This is a genomic window from Coprococcus sp. AM11-30B (genome assembly GCF_027674365.1).
In the GTDB taxonomy this organism is placed as follows: Bacteria; Bacillota; Clostridia; order Lachnospirales; family Lachnospiraceae; genus Allocoprococcus; species Allocoprococcus comes.
Genome location: NZ_JAQDVB010000016.1, coordinates 60,445 through 75,585 on the forward strand (window position 1 = coordinate 60,445; position 15,141 = coordinate 75,585).

The window sequence follows — 15,141 nt, forward strand, 5'->3', positions numbered from 1 at the left end:
CCCCTTTCAAATTAAAAGGAAGGCAGGGTGCCGAAGAGCTGGCACCCTGCCGGTTTCAGGCGTTACGGGCACTAGGCTTCGGTGTTATCCTCTGCGCTCTCGTCCGCATCGCCCTTGGTGGTCTTGCGGCTCTTGATGCCGTAAGCGGTCGCGCAGCCTGCGGCAATCAGGAGGATGCCGATGGCGATGGCGATGTTCGTCATGTCAACGCCGGTCTTTCCGTAGGTGGAGCCTGCCGGGGTCGAGGTGACGGTCACGGACTGTCCCTCGTCGTTGATATCCTTATGCTCCGCCACGGTAACGTCCGTGGTCTTGCCGTCGATATCGCTCTGTTTGGTCAGCTCCTCGAAGACAACCAGTGTATGACCGTCGAGGGAGGTTGCATCGAACTCGCCGAGGTTGATGGAGACCGTGCCGCTCTCACTGTTCGGCGTGAACTTGAGTTCGGCGGTCACGCCCTTGTCGGCAACCTTCAAAGGTTCGCCGGTCTTCTTATCCATGAGCGTGGCATGGAGCGTGTACTCCTTGCCGGGAATAAGACCCTCGTACTTCACCTCGTCAGTGATGACGGCATCCTTGCCAGCCATCAGTTCATGGTCACCGTCGGACTTGTCAGTCGCAGTGGTACCGATGGTACTCGGGGCGAGTTTTACCGTCTGTCCCTCGTTGTCCTTATCGCATTCGCTCGCGACGATGGAAACGGGAGTCTCATCGGAAGCGTTCTCGATGCTGCCCTTGAACATGACCTCAAAGACCACGAGGTTCTTGGTCTCGCCGGACAGGCGGTCGATAACGTCGTTGGAGTTGAAGGTGTAGTCCATGTCGATGGAACCGGACTCCTTCTCAGGGGTGAACTCCGCCGTCTTGTAGACAAGGCAGGAGAGGAGGTCTTTGTTCTCCTCGGCATATGCCTTGACCTTGGCGAGGTCAATGGAAGCGGTCGGGAGCTTCTTTGCGTTCGACCAGTCGATACCGTTATCAGTGACCTCGACCTCATCGGCCTTGTAGGTCTCCTCGATATTACGGACGGAGCTTGTGCCGCCGTCTGCGGTGGCGCTGCCGCTACCCTCCAGACCGGTGAGCTTCCAAGTGCCGTCTTCCTGCTCGGTGAGAGTCTGGGTGTCGGTCTTGACAGTCCAAGTGCCGTCCTCGTTCTCGGTGCGCTCGGAAGCATCATAGGTGTAGGAACCGTCCGCGTTCTTCACGATGGCGGCACCGTTGCCCCAGTCCTTGTCCTTAACCTTGATGGAGTAGGTGTTCGACTGGAAGCCAAGCACGTTCATCAGGCCGGAGGTGAACTTGGCAAGGTCATCCTCGGTGTACTTCTTCGCGCCTTCGCCGGTCAGTACGGGAAGGCCGGTCTTTGCATCCATCAGGATACCGGCCATGGTGTAAGCCTTGCCGGTGAGCACATGGTCGTACTCCACCTTGTCGGTGACGGTGGACTCGGCATCGGCGATGACGGTCTTGTCACCATCGAGCTTGTCCGTGGCTGTGGTACCAATCTCGGAGGTGTGCATGGTGACCGTCTGGTCTTCATCCTCGATATCGCTATGGGAAGCAATCTCCTTGTCCTTGTAGGACAGGGACTCGAAAGCGACCACCGGTGTGTTGTCCTTCAGAAGCGACCCATCGAAAGTGAAGGTTACATCGACGGTGCCGTAGGTGTCCTCGGGAACGAACTCGGTCTCGGCGGTGACGGGGTTGCCGTCGGCATCGAGGAGCTGCTTCTTGGAGACCTTGCCGTCCTTGTCGGTGACCTTCTCGTAGAGGGTGCCGGAAACCTTGTAGGTCTTGCCGGGAGTGACGTTCTTGTACTTCACGGTATCGACCACTGAAACCTCGGTATCGGAAACGACGGTCTTATTGCCGTCGAGACCGTCCTTGGCGGTGGTGCCGACTTCGGGCTTCGTGATGGTAACGGTCTGGGACTTGTCCTCGATATCGGCATGGCTCGCGAGTTCCTTGCCGTTCAGGGACAGGGACTCGAAAGCGACCACCTTGTCCTTGGCCTTGAGGTCGGACGCGTCGAAGGCGAAGGTCACATCGACGGTGCCGTAGGTATCATCGGGAACGAACTCGGTCTCGGCGGTGACGGGGTTGCCGTCGGCATCGAGGAGCTGCTTCTTGGAGACCTTGCCGTCCTTGTCGGTGACCTTCTCGTAGAGGGTGCCGGAAACCTTGTAGGTCTTGCCGGGAGTGACGTTCTTGTACTTCACGGTATCGACGATAGTAACATCGCCCTCACCGATAAGGTTCTTGTCCGCATCCAAGCCGTCCACGGCAGTGGTGGAAAGCGTGGGCTTCGTGATGGTGACGGTCTGGGACTTGTCCTCGATATCGGCATGGCTCGCGAGTTCCTTGCCGTTCAGGGACAGGGACTCGAAAGCGACCACCTTGTCCTTGGCCTTGAGGTCGGACGCGTCGAAGGTGAAGGTAACGTCCACATCACCGAAAGCGGTTTCGGGAATGAACTCGGTCTCGGCTGTGACAGGGTTGCCGTCGGCATCGAGGAGCTGCTTCTTGGAGACCTTGCCGTCCTTGTCAAGAACCTTCTCATAGAGGGTGCCGGAAACCTTGTAGGTCTTGCCGGGAGTCACGTTCATGTAATGGACGGTATCGACGATGGTGGCATTATCCTCGCCGATGAGGTTCTTATCACCATCAAGGGCATCCGTTGCGGTAGTGGAGAGCTTGGGCTTCGTGATGATGACAGTCTGGCCGGAATCATTCACGTCGGCATGGGAAGCAATCTCCTTGTCGTTGTGGGACAGGGACTCGAAGGCAACGAGAGAGGTACCTTCCTTGAGCGAACTGCCATCGAAGTAGAAGGTCACATCGACGTTTCCGTAGGAGTCCTCTGCGGTGAAGTTTGCTTCCGCAGTGACGGGGGTACCGTTCTTGTCTTTGAATACCTTCTTCGTGACCTTTCCGTTCTTGTCAAGAACCTTCTCGTAGAGGGTGCCGATGACCTTGTAGGTCTTGCCAGGGGTCACGTTGTTGTAGTGGACGGTATCGCGGACAGCGACATTTTCCTCACCCGTGACCGTCTTGTCACCGTCGGCGGCATCGACGGCGGTGGTGCCGATAACGGGAGCCTTCACGGTAACGGTCTGGTCAATGTCGTTGATATCCTTGTGGCCGGCAATCTCGATACCGTTCGTGGCAACAGTCTCGAAGGCGACGAGCTTGGTGCCGGTCTTGATGCCGCTGGCATCGAAGGTGAAGGTCACGGTCGCGGTACCGCTTTCGGCATCTGCCGTGAATCCCGCAATCGCGGTGACGGGATTGCCGTCGGCATCCACGAAAGCCTTCTTGGTGGACTTGTCCATAAGGGTTCCCGAGAGCGTGTAGGTCTGCCCGGCGGTAAGCCCGGTGTAACGGACATAATCGGTAACGGCAACATCATCCTCAGCGGTGACGGACTTGCTATTGTCCGCATCGCCCACGGCGCTTGTCGAGAGCTTCGGCGTGAGCACGGTCACCTGCTGGGAAACGTCGGATTTATCCCTATGCTCGGCGAGCTTCGCACCCTTTGCATCGGTAAGCGTCTCATAGACCACGAGGGTCTTCCCCTTGAGGTCGTAGGAATCGAAAGCGTAGTCAAGCGTGACGGAACCTGCGGAGTCCTCAGCCGTGAAGGTCTTCTCGGCAGTGATAGCCTGACCGTTAACCGTGACGGCATCGCCGGTAGCGGCATCATGCAGCTCACCGATGACGGTGTAGGTCTTACCCGCGACGAGATGGCTGTACTCTACCTTGTCGGAAATCTTGACGGTGCCGACCCCGACGTAATGGTCGCTATCAGAAGCGTCGTATGCGGTGGTATGGATTTCAGGCTCAGGGTCATCGAAGGTGCCAAGGTCGATGGTCTTGGCATCACGGGTCACGGTAACAGTCGTGTTGATGAGAGCATAGCCCTCATTAGCGGAGCAGCGAAGCTCTTCGACGGAATAGGTGTCAAAGGGCAGGGCACCGAGCTTGTTGTCCGCCTTGACGGCATCGGAGGTGGCAGTGGTGCCGTTCCCATCGAGTACGCTGTTGTTGCCGAACCAGAAACCGGCGTTAGCATCGAGCTTCGTGCTGTCAATGGTGCCGCTTGCGGTCAGCGCCCAATCGTTTGCGTTGGTGTTCGAGTCATGCGCGTTCCAAGAGGACGCGGAGCTGAAATAGCCGTTCTCGTCGGTCACGGCGATATGGGACTCACCGGTGGTGAGAGAGGTCACCTTGAAGGGCACACCGGCGAGGTGCGCGGAACCGTTATCGGCCTTTTTCGTGAACTCGATATCGGAGCGGTAGACCTGCTCGGCAACCTTCGGGACGTTGTAAGTACGAACGGCACCTGTGGTCGGATTCTCCTGAATCTTCTGGAAAGACACATCGTCGGACTTCACATAGCCTGCGGGTGCCTTGGTCTCACGAATGACGATGGTGCCGCGAGGAATACAGATATTATTCTGCCCATTGTAGAAGAAGGCATCGCCTGAGACGAAGTGCTCGGTGTCGAAATAGGAGAATCCATTAGCGTTCGTCTTGAACGTCCAAGAACGCGTCGGCTTCACGTCGGCGTTCTTAAGGTCATCGTAGCTCTTGTAGTCAAGGGTGGCATAGTAATCGACGGTGAACTCGGCACCTGCGAGGGTGGCGGAACCCTGCGGGAGGTTGCCCGCACCGTTATAGGTCTTCTGGCCGTCGTATTTACCAAGGAGCATAGCCACAGGGTCATTTGCAGGATTGTCGCTGACCGAGAGCTTCACAGGCGAGGACTCCCGATTCGCTCCGGAAACATCTGCGGTGTAAACCTGCGAATCGGTGAAATATCCCTTGGGAGCCTTGGTCTCCTTCACATAGTAGCGTCCGGGATTGAGCGAGACGGTGTTCGCGTTCCCGCTTGCGTTCGTCGTAAGGGTCGCTACCTTGTTCGAGCAGTTGGAGTCAGTGTAGACCCCATATTCGGCACCTGCGAGGGAATAGCAGTCATTGGCATCGGTAAGGGTCTTATTTGAGGAGTCCTTATGCAGTGTCAGATATCCCTTGTGCAACGTCTTGATGACACGGTAGTAGCGAACGGGATACTTGGGCGTGATTTTGGAAATCACGTTGCCGCCTGCGGAGTTCGGGAAATAGCCCTTTACAATTCCGTCTGCGTGGCTGGAAGAGTGCCAGAAAAGGTCTTCCGAGCTGTTGCTGCCCCAGAAGAAGCCGATATGGCAGTCTGAATTGCTATGATTCCAGTCCACCGGCTCCATGTAGATGATATCGCCCTTCTCAAGGATACCGGACGCGAGCATCTGCTCTTTGGAGCTGAACGTGTAGCTGACGGCATTGTTGTCGCGACAATACTCTTCCCATTTGGAGGCATTCGCTTCGTTGCCCCTGTTGTAGCCGTCCTTGGCGGTATAGTTTCCGATGATGGATGTGTTCGCTCCGCAGGCACGGAGGACGGCAACCACAAAACCGGTGCAGTTCATATAGGCACCGCTACCGTACTCACCCTTCGGTTTCCAGCAGTCCCAAGTGTCGATTGCACCGTCCTCGCCATGAGGTCCTTTGTTGCCGTAAGGTGTGGTGAGGTAATACTCGTCGTTCTCGTGCTGGGAGAGCACGGACTCGACCGTCTTGGTGGCACCGAGTGCTTGGTCGATGGTCTGACCGGCAGCATAGGTGCTAACACCCGATTTCTGCGCGGCGTAGGCAAGCCCGGTGGGGCAGGCCGATTGGAAGATGAGCACTGCGGTCATGACCGCAGTGAGCACCTTGGATTTCTTGATTCGTCCGAGAATCTTCATGTGTTCTTTTCTCCTTCCTTGTTTGCGTGGTTTTCTGTAGCTTCGTTGGTGGTTCGTTTGAACTGCGTTTCTCGTTTCGTTCTATCTCTAACCGAAGTCCTATCCGCCGATAGCCCCGGTGTTGTCTTCCTCGTCTTGACCTTCCCCGTCATCGTCCACGAAACCCTCGTCCTGAGAGATTTCTGCATCGCGGATGCGCTCGATGGCGGATTCGGTGTAGCCCATGATGCGGGCAATCTCATTATCCGAGTACGTCGGATGCGCGTGCTTCAAGTAGTCGAACACGGCGATGGCGCGGCGGTTGATGGATTGCACCGTGGCATCGGAGTAACACAGCTGCTCCATGGCGAAGAACCGCTCGCCGTTTATCAGCTCATCGCCCTCCCGCCACAGGAGCTTTTCGCCGTCCTTCTTGAGCCAGACCACATCGTCCAGCTCATCTGGCGAGACGAGGAGCATGGCGCTCCCGACCTGACGGGTGGCGGCGGGAACCTTGGTGCCCTCAAGGGTCACCTGCCCGCCTGCGTGCTGCGGATTTCCGTCATACCAGTGCTCTGCGAGGATGATGCCGTTTTCCTCAAGGGCACCGAGGTAGAGGTTCCAGTCGGTAAGGATGTTCGTTCCCTTCGCGCGGAACGGCTCGGAGTTCGTCTGGGCGGACGAGTCGAACTTCTCGTAGCGGAAGGACTTGTAGAGCACCTCGATTACCATGAACTGTCACCTCTTTCCTCTGTACTACTGGGCAATATCCTGTCCGGTGCGCGACTTGGTGGACTTGGCGGGGTCATCGCCTGCGAGCGCGTTCTTCCCGGTCTCCATGTCGCGTGCTTCGCCCGCAAGGCTCACGCCGTCCTTTGCGGCGGCACGCTCTGCGGCTTTTTCTGCCTTATAGGAGTCCTGCGCCACCTTGAGTGCGTGGGTGAGGTCGGTGGCCTTCACCTCGTAGCGCTGATACGGGTGCTCGGCATCGTCCTTCTTCCCCGTCCAGATGGGCACCGGCTCGTCCTTCTTGAGCGAGACCGTGGCGCGTCCCTTCTCAAGCATGTCCTTCTTCATGTAGTCGGAGAGGAACACATCGGTTGAGAAGCCGCTCACGTCGATGCCGTTCACCTTCGTCCCCTTGGGGAAGGAAACGAAGCACTTCTCGAAGGTGCGCCCGTCGCTTGCCTGAAAGTCGTGGGGCGTGAGGAAGGCGGCGGGCATGTTGATTTTGGCGTAGTTGTCTGCCTTGGGAGCCTGCTCTGGCTCCGGTGTCTTCTTGGGCATGTTTTTTCATCCTTTCTGTCTGTGCGGAACGGGTAGTCCCGCGCGGTGTGTATACGGTACCCGATTTTAGCACAATGGTGTGTTTTGGCTGCTTGGGATAGCTGTCGGCGAACGGATGCAAGTCCGGTTTGAGTGAAATCGGCTCATACCTATCGCACCCCTTTCACATGGTTCATGGATTGTTCCGCGCAGTTCGCGTCGCGGGTTTCGAGCACAGCGCTCCCGGAAGCGCAGTCGTGGGATTCGGCATTCAGGTCGTAACCGCTTTCCAAGGCATCCGTGAACTCGCTGCCGTATACGTTTTCGAGTGCCGCGTGGCATGTGTCGCGCACCTCGGCAAGGCTCATATGGTCTGCCGATGCGAACTCGTTTAAGTCGCGCATGTTATCCATGACTTCGGTATCGAAGGTGAAGGCCGGGTAGGAGCAGAACCCCGAGCGCATGAACTGGCCGGTGAAGGCTCCGAGCTGGGAGATTTTCGAGAGCATCGCTTCTCCCATGTTATTGGTGTCGAGGAAAACGGTCGCGTCCTGTTGCAGCGGGGAACCGAAGTTCACGGTGACGCTGCTCCAAGGCTGTCCGAACGATTCGTCGGTGGGGTCGGAGAGATAGGCGGTCACTGCAAGGTTCCCGTCCGCATAGGACTCCCTGACGAGTTCGACCTGCTGGGTGTATCCGAAAGCATCGAAGGAGAACTCGATGCCCGATTTCTCGCTTCCATTTCCTTGCAGATTCCCGGAAAGCATATCCGGGGAGAGCGGTATGGCAGGGCGGTCTGGTGCGGATGTGGTCATATCGTAGGGTACTTCTGGGGTCTGGGCTTCTGGCGCGTGGGGCATGGAAGCCTGCCCGAAATCCATGTTTCGGATATCCTCGGGAAGCATATCCGGTGATAGGAGTGTTGCCATGGCATTCCTTCCTTTCTGCCGCTACCTGCGGCCTTTCTTCGTGGGTTTTCTCGGTGTGAAAATGGGTTCTACCGACCCGTCCTTTTGAAGAACGACTTTGCAGTCGAAGGTCTTCCCGGCCTTGGACTTGCAGCCCCTTAGCGAGACCGCCTTTCCATCAAGAAGAGATGCGGCCTGCTTCTCGGTGAACTTCTTGGTGCAGAAGCCGAACAGCTTGAACCCGCAGCCCGAGACCTCCTTCCAAGTGCCGTCCTCCTGCTTCTCGTTCTTGATGGAGGAGCAGGCGTAGATGGTGCCGGTTTTTACAACGTCCTTGCCGCACTTTGGGCACTTGCCGACCACGGCCTTTCCGGTACCTGCGATGGATGCGCCCACATAGGCGGTTTCCCGGTGGTGATTGAAGACCTCGATGACGGAATCTTGCAGGGCGTTCACGTCCACCTTGCCGTCTGCGATATCCTGCTGGATGAGCCACCATCTTGCAGTCACGTCCGCGCCGCGAATCTCCGGCGGGAGGAGCGCATAGAACGCCTTGGCCTTATCGGTCGCACGAACCTTTCCCTTTCGTTCCTCAAGGTAGCCACGGGTTTTCAGACCCTCGATGATGGAGGAGCGGGTGGCCGTCGTGCCGATGCCGCCGTGCTCGCCCTTCTTGCCGTCATCCTTGCGTTTCAGGATTTCGCGGATTTCCGGGTCTTTGACGTACTTCGCGATGGATGCCATGTCGGCAATGAGGGTGCCCTCGGTGTAGGGTTTCGGGGGCGTGGTCTCCTTCTCGTCGATGGCGCAGGAGATGCCGTCAAGGGTGTGGCTCCCTTCGGGAACAAGCGGGTTCTCCGAATCGGAGTCCGCCCCATCGCTTTCATCCGAAACGTTCCCGAACACGGCCTTGAATCCCGCGTCTATAAGGCGCTTCGCCGTGAGAACGAGCGAGCCGCCATCCACGTCCGCCGTGCTCTCGCTCACGTCGTAGACGGCGGGAGGGAGGAACTGCATCGCATAGCGCTCGCAGATGGCGGTATACACCTTGGCTTCTTCCGTGGTCATCTTAGACACCGGGGCTTTTGCTTCCTGCGGGATGATGCCGTGGTGGGCAGTCACGTTCCCATCGTTGAACGCCTTGGAATGAAGCGAGTAGTCCAAAGGCCAGCTCACACCGAGATTTTCCATGGCCTGAGAGAGAACAGCGGGAGCCTGCTCGCGATGTTCTTCCTTGAGGTATTGGGAATCGGAGCGGTTGTAGGTGATGGCTTTGTACTTATCACGCAAATCCTGCGTGATTTGCTGAGTTTTTGCCGCAGTGAAACCGAAACGCCTGCTCATGTCGGAAAGCAGCACGGTCAGGTTGTAGGGGAGAGGAGGATTCTCCTGCTTTTTGGAAACGGTCGTTTCAAACGGCAGGTCGCGCCCGTCGAGCTTATCCTTGAGGGCTTCCAGCGCGTCCGTATCGAACAGGTGCTTCTCGCCTGCAAGCAGTTCCTTCCCCGGCTTGAACTTGAAGGTGAGCGCACCCGCATCCGAGGTACCGCGAGCCGAAAGCTCGTAAAACTTACGGGTGACATGGTGCTCGATGGCGTTGTCGCGCATGACCACAAGCCCGAGCGTCGGGGTCTGCACGCGACCGACGGTGAAAAGTCCGCCAAGACGCTTCGTGGCAAGTCTCGTCTCGTTCACGCCGAAGCACATATCCGCCATCTGGCGGGCGTAGGCGGCGTTCCCGGCACCCCGGCAGGAGTCGTTGGGCACGAGCTTGTCGAACGCCTTCACGATGTTCTTCTCGATGTTGTCGTTCACATAGACGCGCTCGACCTTCCCGGTGTAACCGAGGTAGTCCAAAAGCTCGTCCACGATGAGCTGTCCCTCATCGTCCGGGTCACCGGCAGCGATGACGGAATCGCAAGTTTCAAGGAGTCCCGCGATTTCCTCCACAAGGCTCTTCTTGTCCTCGGTAGGCTCCTTCGGCCAGTTGTGAACCTCGACGGGAAGAGCATCAAGGCTCCAAGGCTTCCCCCATTTGGGGTCGATGGCATCCGGCTCCACCAGTTCCAGCAGGTGCCCGGCGCAGGCACAGACCGTGTAACCGTTTCCCGAGATGGGAAGGCGGGCGCTTTCGGACACCTCTTTCCCCGTGATGGCACGGGCGATATCGCGGGCAAGCATCGGCTTTTCCGCGATGACTAATTTGCTCATATGGCTTTCTCCTTTCTGCTTCATTTAAGGGACGAAGGTTAATATCTCCTATCCAGCCGGTAATCGTTAACGGCCTGCGTATCTATCCAAGGCACTTCGGGCGTTGCAGAATCCTGTCAATATCGAGACCGGAGCAATTTCCCACAAGCGGAAGCCCGGATAGGTCTTCGAGTGCTTCGATTTTCCTGCCGCTTACGAACACGAAGGCATCCATATCCCGTAACAGGGCGAAGTAACGGATGAAGTTCTGCCTGCTGTAGACGCTCAAGACCATATTCGTCTCCACTTCGCGCCCTCCGTAGCTCCCCGTGCCGTCCGGCTTGATGCCCGCGATGAGCGGGGTGTCGTAGGCATCGGTCGAGAGAAGGATGGCGAGCAGAACATCGTCTCTGGTCGGGCTGTTGGCGAGAACCACCGGGGAAGCAAGAAGCTCGGGAAAGCGCTTTACCTGTTCGATGGAGAAGCCGTGGCGGTGGGGGTTGTAATCGGATTTCGGTGTGAGAGCCTGAAAGAGATGCTTCTGCGTGTAGAGCATAGGTCGCTGCTCGAACCCGGTCTTCAAGAATATCTCCGGCGTGTCGCAGACTTTCAGGGCATCGTAGGGGCTGTATGCGCCGCAGGCGGCAAGGTCAACCTCCTGCCCGAACCGCAGATACTCACTGCATCTGTTCGCATAGGCTTCTTGTGCTTTTACGTTTCCGTTCCCATCCTTAAGGCGGACGATGCCGCACACGTCGAGATAGGTCAGGCGTTCATTATCCGGCATTGCCACGGAGTTCTCGTACTCGCTGATGGTAGTGATAATCTCGGAGCCTTTTTCTACTTTCGTCATTCGCACCTCCCGTTTTTTTCGCGTTTGTGGAGATGCCGCCCCCATACGGGATGCGGCATCCTGCCTTTCTATTTTTTGTCACTTCGTGTTCTATCCGATGTTCTGGTCATCCTTTCCGGGCGCATCCCTTGCAGGCGCATCCGCCGCGAGTGCGTTCCTGCCAGAGGTGCAGTCGTGGCTCTCCACGGTAATGTCGTAGCCGCACGGAGTGATACCGTGCCGGATATCATCGACAGCCTTCGCCCCGCTTCCGGGTTTACTGATAACGGTGAAGTAACCTTCCACGCGGGCAGTCTCCCCATCCGTGAGCGACCGGCTCTCCCCAGTCTCTGGGTCGAAGCCCACGGCTACGATATCGCCGTTTAGAACAGTGTAGAAATCCCCCATCTCCACGACCTTCGAATAATCGAGCTGGGAAAGATACCCGGCCTTTGCCATCTCCTCGGTGGCGAAGATGGCACGGTTTGGCGGGCAGGTGAACAGACCCTCCTCGTTCACGTAAAGGGAAACCTTCTCGCCGAAAGCGATATCGAAAGTCTCGATATCTCCACCCACCAGTGCTTGCAGTGGTTTTAAGGTGGAGCCGTTATTATCCGGCAGAAGGGTCACCTCGCGCGGAGGTTCGCCGGTGGCGATGAGCATGGCACGGATACCCTGTTCTTCGGGAGTACCGAGCGCGTCTTCGGGAAGCGGTGCGCCGCCCTCGTTCTGGATAAAGGCGGAAAGCTCCACGCGGGCGCGGTTCATCGTCGAAACATGGTTTGCGACCTCGTAGCGGCTTTCCAGCTGCTCCCGGAGCAGGACTTTCAGGAGAGGAATCCGGTATTCGTCACCGGCTGTCTCCTTGAAATCACCGATAGGGTCGTAATCCGGGTTGCCCCAATCGGAGCGGAATCCGCCGTCTTGCAGCACGCGGCGCACGTACTCCTCCGGCTGCTCATCGAGATTCAGGTATCCGGTGAGGGTTGCCCAAGTATCCCCCTCCGGCCAAGCGAAGGCATAGGTGAAGGATTCCTTATCCGTCTGTTTGGCGAAGCCTGCGCCCGCGCCTTCCCTGCCGAACAAGGAACCTATCTCCTTGAAATTATCGGTCATCTATTCCATCTCCTTGTTCTGATTGATTTTTTTGGTGCTATCGAGTCCCGTCTGCTCCGCAAGTGCTTCCTTGCCGGATGCCATGTCACGGGACTCGGACTTGACACCGGTTTCGGCAACCAGTGCCTTTTCGGGTTCCACCTGCGCCAGCAGATAATCCTTCATGGATTCCAGAGCTGGAAACGGGGTGCCGTCCCTAGCTTCCGCGAGCAGATAGCGCATCTGCTGGGAGGTAAGGGTTGGGGTGTGCATAAGGATTGTGGAGACCTTTGCCATAGTGGCATCGGAAAACTCTGCCGCCGTTGCATCGAAGACGGCCATGAGCTGTTGCGCGTTCATGTCTGCGCACACCTGCATGGTCATCATGAGAAGTGGTGTGTTATATCCGCACCGGTTCACGGCATAGGCACAGGCGCTCATCTGCTCTACGGAAAGGGAAGCCGGGAACAGCCCTGCAAAGTCCGCATCGCTCAGGTCTGCAACCGGGGTCTGCCCGCGCATGGCGGTAAGAAGCGCGATTTGCTGCTCCGGTCTGTATTCCGGGTTCATGATACGCGCCACCTGCGCTTCGGTCAGCGAGTGCTCACCGGTATAGGGGTCATGACGTGCGTTTTCCATGGCGGCGGCAATGACTTCCATGCTCTCAGGGGTAAACGCGGGCTTTGCGATGGCGCGGACGGTCTCATAGGGGAGAAGGCCTTGCAGAAGGAGGTTGTTGATGGTGAGCAGCTGGGAGCGGGAGAGACGTTCCACAGGTAAGTCGCTCCCCCCGTGCGCCACGACCAGATAGGCGGCTTCCATGCGCCGTGCGTCCATCTGCGGGTCTAGGAAGCGTGCGAAGTCTCCGCCCCTGATGGCGATTTTCGCGATGGCCGTCATCTGGGCTGCGGTGTACTTGGGGGTCGCGAGGGCATCCAGTACGTCTTCTCCCACCGCCGGATTCAGTGCGGCGGCGATGATGGCATTGGCCTGAAAGCCGTTGTACTCGTGTTCGGTCAGGCGCATCGCGTTGGCTTCGGTTAGGCCACGGTCGATGGCCTGTTCGTACTGAACGAGCTGTTTGTCGGTAACGGTTTCCGGGTCGAATGTTTTTCCGTCAGGTGTCATAGGTGTCCTCCTTTCTGTTCATGAAACGACTTTGTCACAGGGAGCCATCTGCCTTTTCCGCGCGTGTCGGGGCATCCTTCGTCTCCGACTGGCTATCGAGTTCGGTGCGAGCGGCCTTCGCGTCGCGGGCTTCGGATGCGAGAGATGCGGCAGTCGCTTCCAGCTCGGCGGATGCAGACTTCTCGGCTGCACGCATGGCTTCGGCGGGGGAAGCCCCGTCCATCAGCGCGAGGTTTACCGAACGCAGCTGCGCAAGGTCAAGCTCCGTCACGGGGAGGTCTTTGCCGCCGTGGAACAGCACGGAAACAGCCGCCTTAAGTGTCTGCTCGTCCATATTGCGAAAATCGAGGGGGTTCTTGCCGACAGAAGCGATATCCAGAAGACCGCGCATCTTACCGGACGAAAGGGTCTTGTCGGCTATCGTCTCAAGCGTCTCGGGCGAGACGTGCGGGCTGCGGGCGGCTTCCATGAGGATATCCGCCTGTCCGTGAGAGAAGTCATGCTTGGCAATCTGCGTAGCGATGGGAAGCGGCACATGGCTCTCCATCGCTTCCGCGTAACGCGGGTAATCTACGTTTTCAGGCACCGTCGCAACGCTCTCCGGCACCGCTTCATAGGAGACGATATTTCCGTCGATGCAATAGCCGAGGTCGATGGAAAGATAGCTGTCAGCTTCCTTGGTCTCGGGGGAAAGCTCGCTCTCCTTAACGAGTCCCATGATGCGGTACACGTCCTCGGGGGTCGCGCCGGAATCGAGAAGTTCGTGGAGGGTGTTCTCGATAGCACCGGAAACATCCTCCATTTCCGGGTCGGACGTGCGCTCACCGAGTGCGAAGCAGGGACGGCCAAAGTTGGTGTTCAGACTATCGACGGTATAGACACGGAGTGCGTAATCCCCCCGGAACGTCAAAGTAGTCCTCATCGTTGAAGTAGGAGAGCAGGAGGGAGAGGTCAACGGGAATCTGCTCCTGCCCAATCCAGAAGTCGTTATCTTGCATGGCAATCATCCTTTCTGTGTTTCTAGTTGTACGGTTTGCTGGCTTTCTGTGGTTCTATCTAACGGGAGAGGTCGGGCTTTGCGACCAGATGCTCGCGGGAAGGTGCGGCAGAACCGCCTGCAAGCTGTTTGGAAGCTGCCATCATGTCCTTGGCTTCCCCGGAGAGGGAGATGCCGCCGCCACCCTTTCCACCGATGCTTGCACCCTTTGTCACGACGGCCTGAACGACCTCTTTTGCGGCCTGCTTGGCGGTATTCACAAGGCCGCTTCCCGTGCTGTCACCGAAATCTTCTGCCATGTTCATTTCTCCTTTCTTGGTGGAAACGCCTAAAGGGCGTTTTCGTTGCTGTCTCTCGACTCATTCAGTTTCCGAATCATATCGAGGGCGGCTTTCCTGTTCTCCGGGAGAGCGAAGCGCGAGAGGGCGGCTTCTTTCGCTTCCCCCGAAAGGGAATAGCCGCCAGCGTCCGCACCGGGCAGGATGCCGAAGACCTTCTGAATCTCGCAGTCGGCGAAAACGTTGCCCTGACCGAAACGGGATGGAGAGCAATCGGTGGCGGCATCGAAGTCCTTGTAGACGGCGATGCCGGTGGACGTGCCGTTCCAGCGCCCAACACTTCCCGACACGAGGATGTGGTTGCCGCCGTAAGGGTTGACGAAATCCGACATGTCGGACTTCTCCCCGTTAAAGAAGGCGGCAAGTGCCCGCATCTCCTCCTCGTAATCGAAATCCTTCATCTCCATCTGATGATTGAAAATCTCATCGTCGGTGAAGTCCTCGCGCACCTCATCCTCGGTCAGACCGTCACGTTCCATGAGGTCGTTTATCGCCATCTCTTCGCCTTCGTCTCCGTAGTAGGAGTCTTCGTCGAAGACGATACGCTCTTTCGGTTTCGGTTCCATAGAGTCTCCTTTCAGCAGAAAACGGGTGGAGCCTTGCCCTCACCCGTTTTCAG

General features: G+C 57.6%; 11 protein-coding genes. All 11 read right to left on the reverse strand.

Translation table 11 applies throughout. From position 1 onward, the window contains the following. Positions 1–71 precede the first annotated feature (71 nt). Positions 72–5,789 (reverse strand): VaFE repeat-containing surface-anchored protein, encoded by a 5,718-nt coding sequence (locus tag PGU50_RS11805; protein ID WP_270247039.1) that lies wholly within the window; start codon positions 5,787–5,789, stop codon positions 72–74. 99 nt (positions 5,790–5,888) lie between these two features. Beyond that, positions 5,889–6,500 carry a hypothetical protein gene (locus PGU50_RS11810; protein WP_270247040.1) on the reverse strand — a complete coding sequence of 204 codons (612 nt, stop codon included), beginning with the start codon at positions 6,498–6,500 and terminating at the stop codon, positions 5,889–5,891. A gap of 24 nt (positions 6,501–6,524) precedes the next feature. Continuing rightward, complete coding sequence (locus PGU50_RS11815; protein WP_270247042.1) at positions 6,525–7,055, reverse strand: hypothetical protein; 531 nt, start codon at positions 7,053–7,055, stop codon at positions 6,525–6,527. A 149-nt stretch (positions 7,056–7,204) separates the two neighbouring features. Further along, positions 7,205–7,963 (reverse strand): DUF4313 domain-containing protein, encoded by a 759-nt coding sequence (locus PGU50_RS11820; protein WP_270247043.1) that lies wholly within the window; start codon positions 7,961–7,963, stop codon positions 7,205–7,207. A 21-nt stretch (positions 7,964–7,984) separates the two neighbouring features. Then, entirely contained in the window at positions 7,985–10,153 is a 2,169-nt protein-coding gene (locus tag PGU50_RS11825; protein WP_270247044.1) for a type IA DNA topoisomerase, read from the reverse strand. Positions 10,154–10,235: 82 nt separating this feature from the next. After that, positions 10,236–10,985: a MuF-C-terminal domain-containing protein gene (locus PGU50_RS11830; RefSeq protein WP_270247046.1), complete on the reverse strand. Its 750-nt coding sequence runs from the start codon at positions 10,983–10,985 to the stop codon at positions 10,236–10,238. Positions 10,986–11,075: 90 nt separating this feature from the next. Then, on the reverse strand, positions 11,076–12,080 hold the full coding sequence (locus tag PGU50_RS11835; protein WP_270247047.1) for a DUF3846 domain-containing protein: 1,005 nt from the start codon (positions 12,078–12,080) through the stop codon (positions 11,076–11,078). Next, positions 12,081–13,187: a hypothetical protein gene (locus PGU50_RS11840; protein ID WP_270247048.1), complete on the reverse strand. Its 1,107-nt coding sequence runs from the start codon at positions 13,185–13,187 to the stop codon at positions 12,081–12,083. 34 nt (positions 13,188–13,221) lie between these two features. Further along, the gene (locus tag PGU50_RS11845; RefSeq protein ID WP_270247049.1) at positions 13,222–14,097 is read right to left on the reverse strand and encodes a hypothetical protein; all 876 of its coding nucleotides are present in this window, start codon (positions 14,095–14,097) and stop codon (positions 13,222–13,224) included. A gap of 146 nt (positions 14,098–14,243) precedes the next feature. After that, entirely contained in the window at positions 14,244–14,483 is a 240-nt protein-coding gene (locus PGU50_RS11850) for a hypothetical protein (protein ID WP_270247051.1), read from the reverse strand. A gap of 29 nt (positions 14,484–14,512) precedes the next feature. Next, positions 14,513–15,088, reverse strand: coding sequence for a hypothetical protein (locus PGU50_RS11855; RefSeq protein ID WP_270247052.1), 576 nt, complete (start codon positions 15,086–15,088; stop codon positions 14,513–14,515). Between the last annotated feature and the right edge of the window lie 53 nt (positions 15,089–15,141).

What these genes read in the sequence shown, in the direction of transcription:
- PGU50_RS11855 (WP_270247052.1), bottom strand. Translation starts at nt 15,088, where the DNA reads ATGGAACCGAAACCGAAAGAGCGTATCGTCTTCGACGAAGACTCCTAC.
- PGU50_RS11850 (WP_270247051.1), bottom strand. Translation starts at nt 14,483, where the DNA reads ATGGCAGAAGATTTCGGTGACAGCACGGGAAGCGGCCTTGTGAATACC.
- PGU50_RS11820 (WP_270247043.1), bottom strand. Translation starts at nt 7,963, where the DNA reads ATGGCAACACTCCTATCACCGGATATGCTTCCCGAGGATATCCGAAAC.
- PGU50_RS11835 (WP_270247047.1), bottom strand. Translation starts at nt 12,080, where the DNA reads ATGACCGATAATTTCAAGGAGATAGGTTCCTTGTTCGGCAGGGAAGGC.
- PGU50_RS11830 (WP_270247046.1), bottom strand. Translation starts at nt 10,985, where the DNA reads ATGACGAAAGTAGAAAAAGGCTCCGAGATTATCACTACCATCAGCGAG.
- PGU50_RS11805 (WP_270247039.1), bottom strand. Translation starts at nt 5,789, where the DNA reads ATGAAGATTCTCGGACGAATCAAGAAATCCAAGGTGCTCACTGCGGTC.
- PGU50_RS11825 (WP_270247044.1), bottom strand. Translation starts at nt 10,153, where the DNA reads ATGAGCAAATTAGTCATCGCGGAAAAGCCGATGCTTGCCCGCGATATC.
- PGU50_RS11810 (WP_270247040.1), bottom strand. Translation starts at nt 6,500, where the DNA reads ATGGTAATCGAGGTGCTCTACAAGTCCTTCCGCTACGAGAAGTTCGAC.
- PGU50_RS11840 (WP_270247048.1), bottom strand. Translation starts at nt 13,187, where the DNA reads ATGACACCTGACGGAAAAACATTCGACCCGGAAACCGTTACCGACAAA.
- PGU50_RS11815 (WP_270247042.1), bottom strand. Translation starts at nt 7,055, where the DNA reads ATGCCCAAGAAGACACCGGAGCCAGAGCAGGCTCCCAAGGCAGACAAC.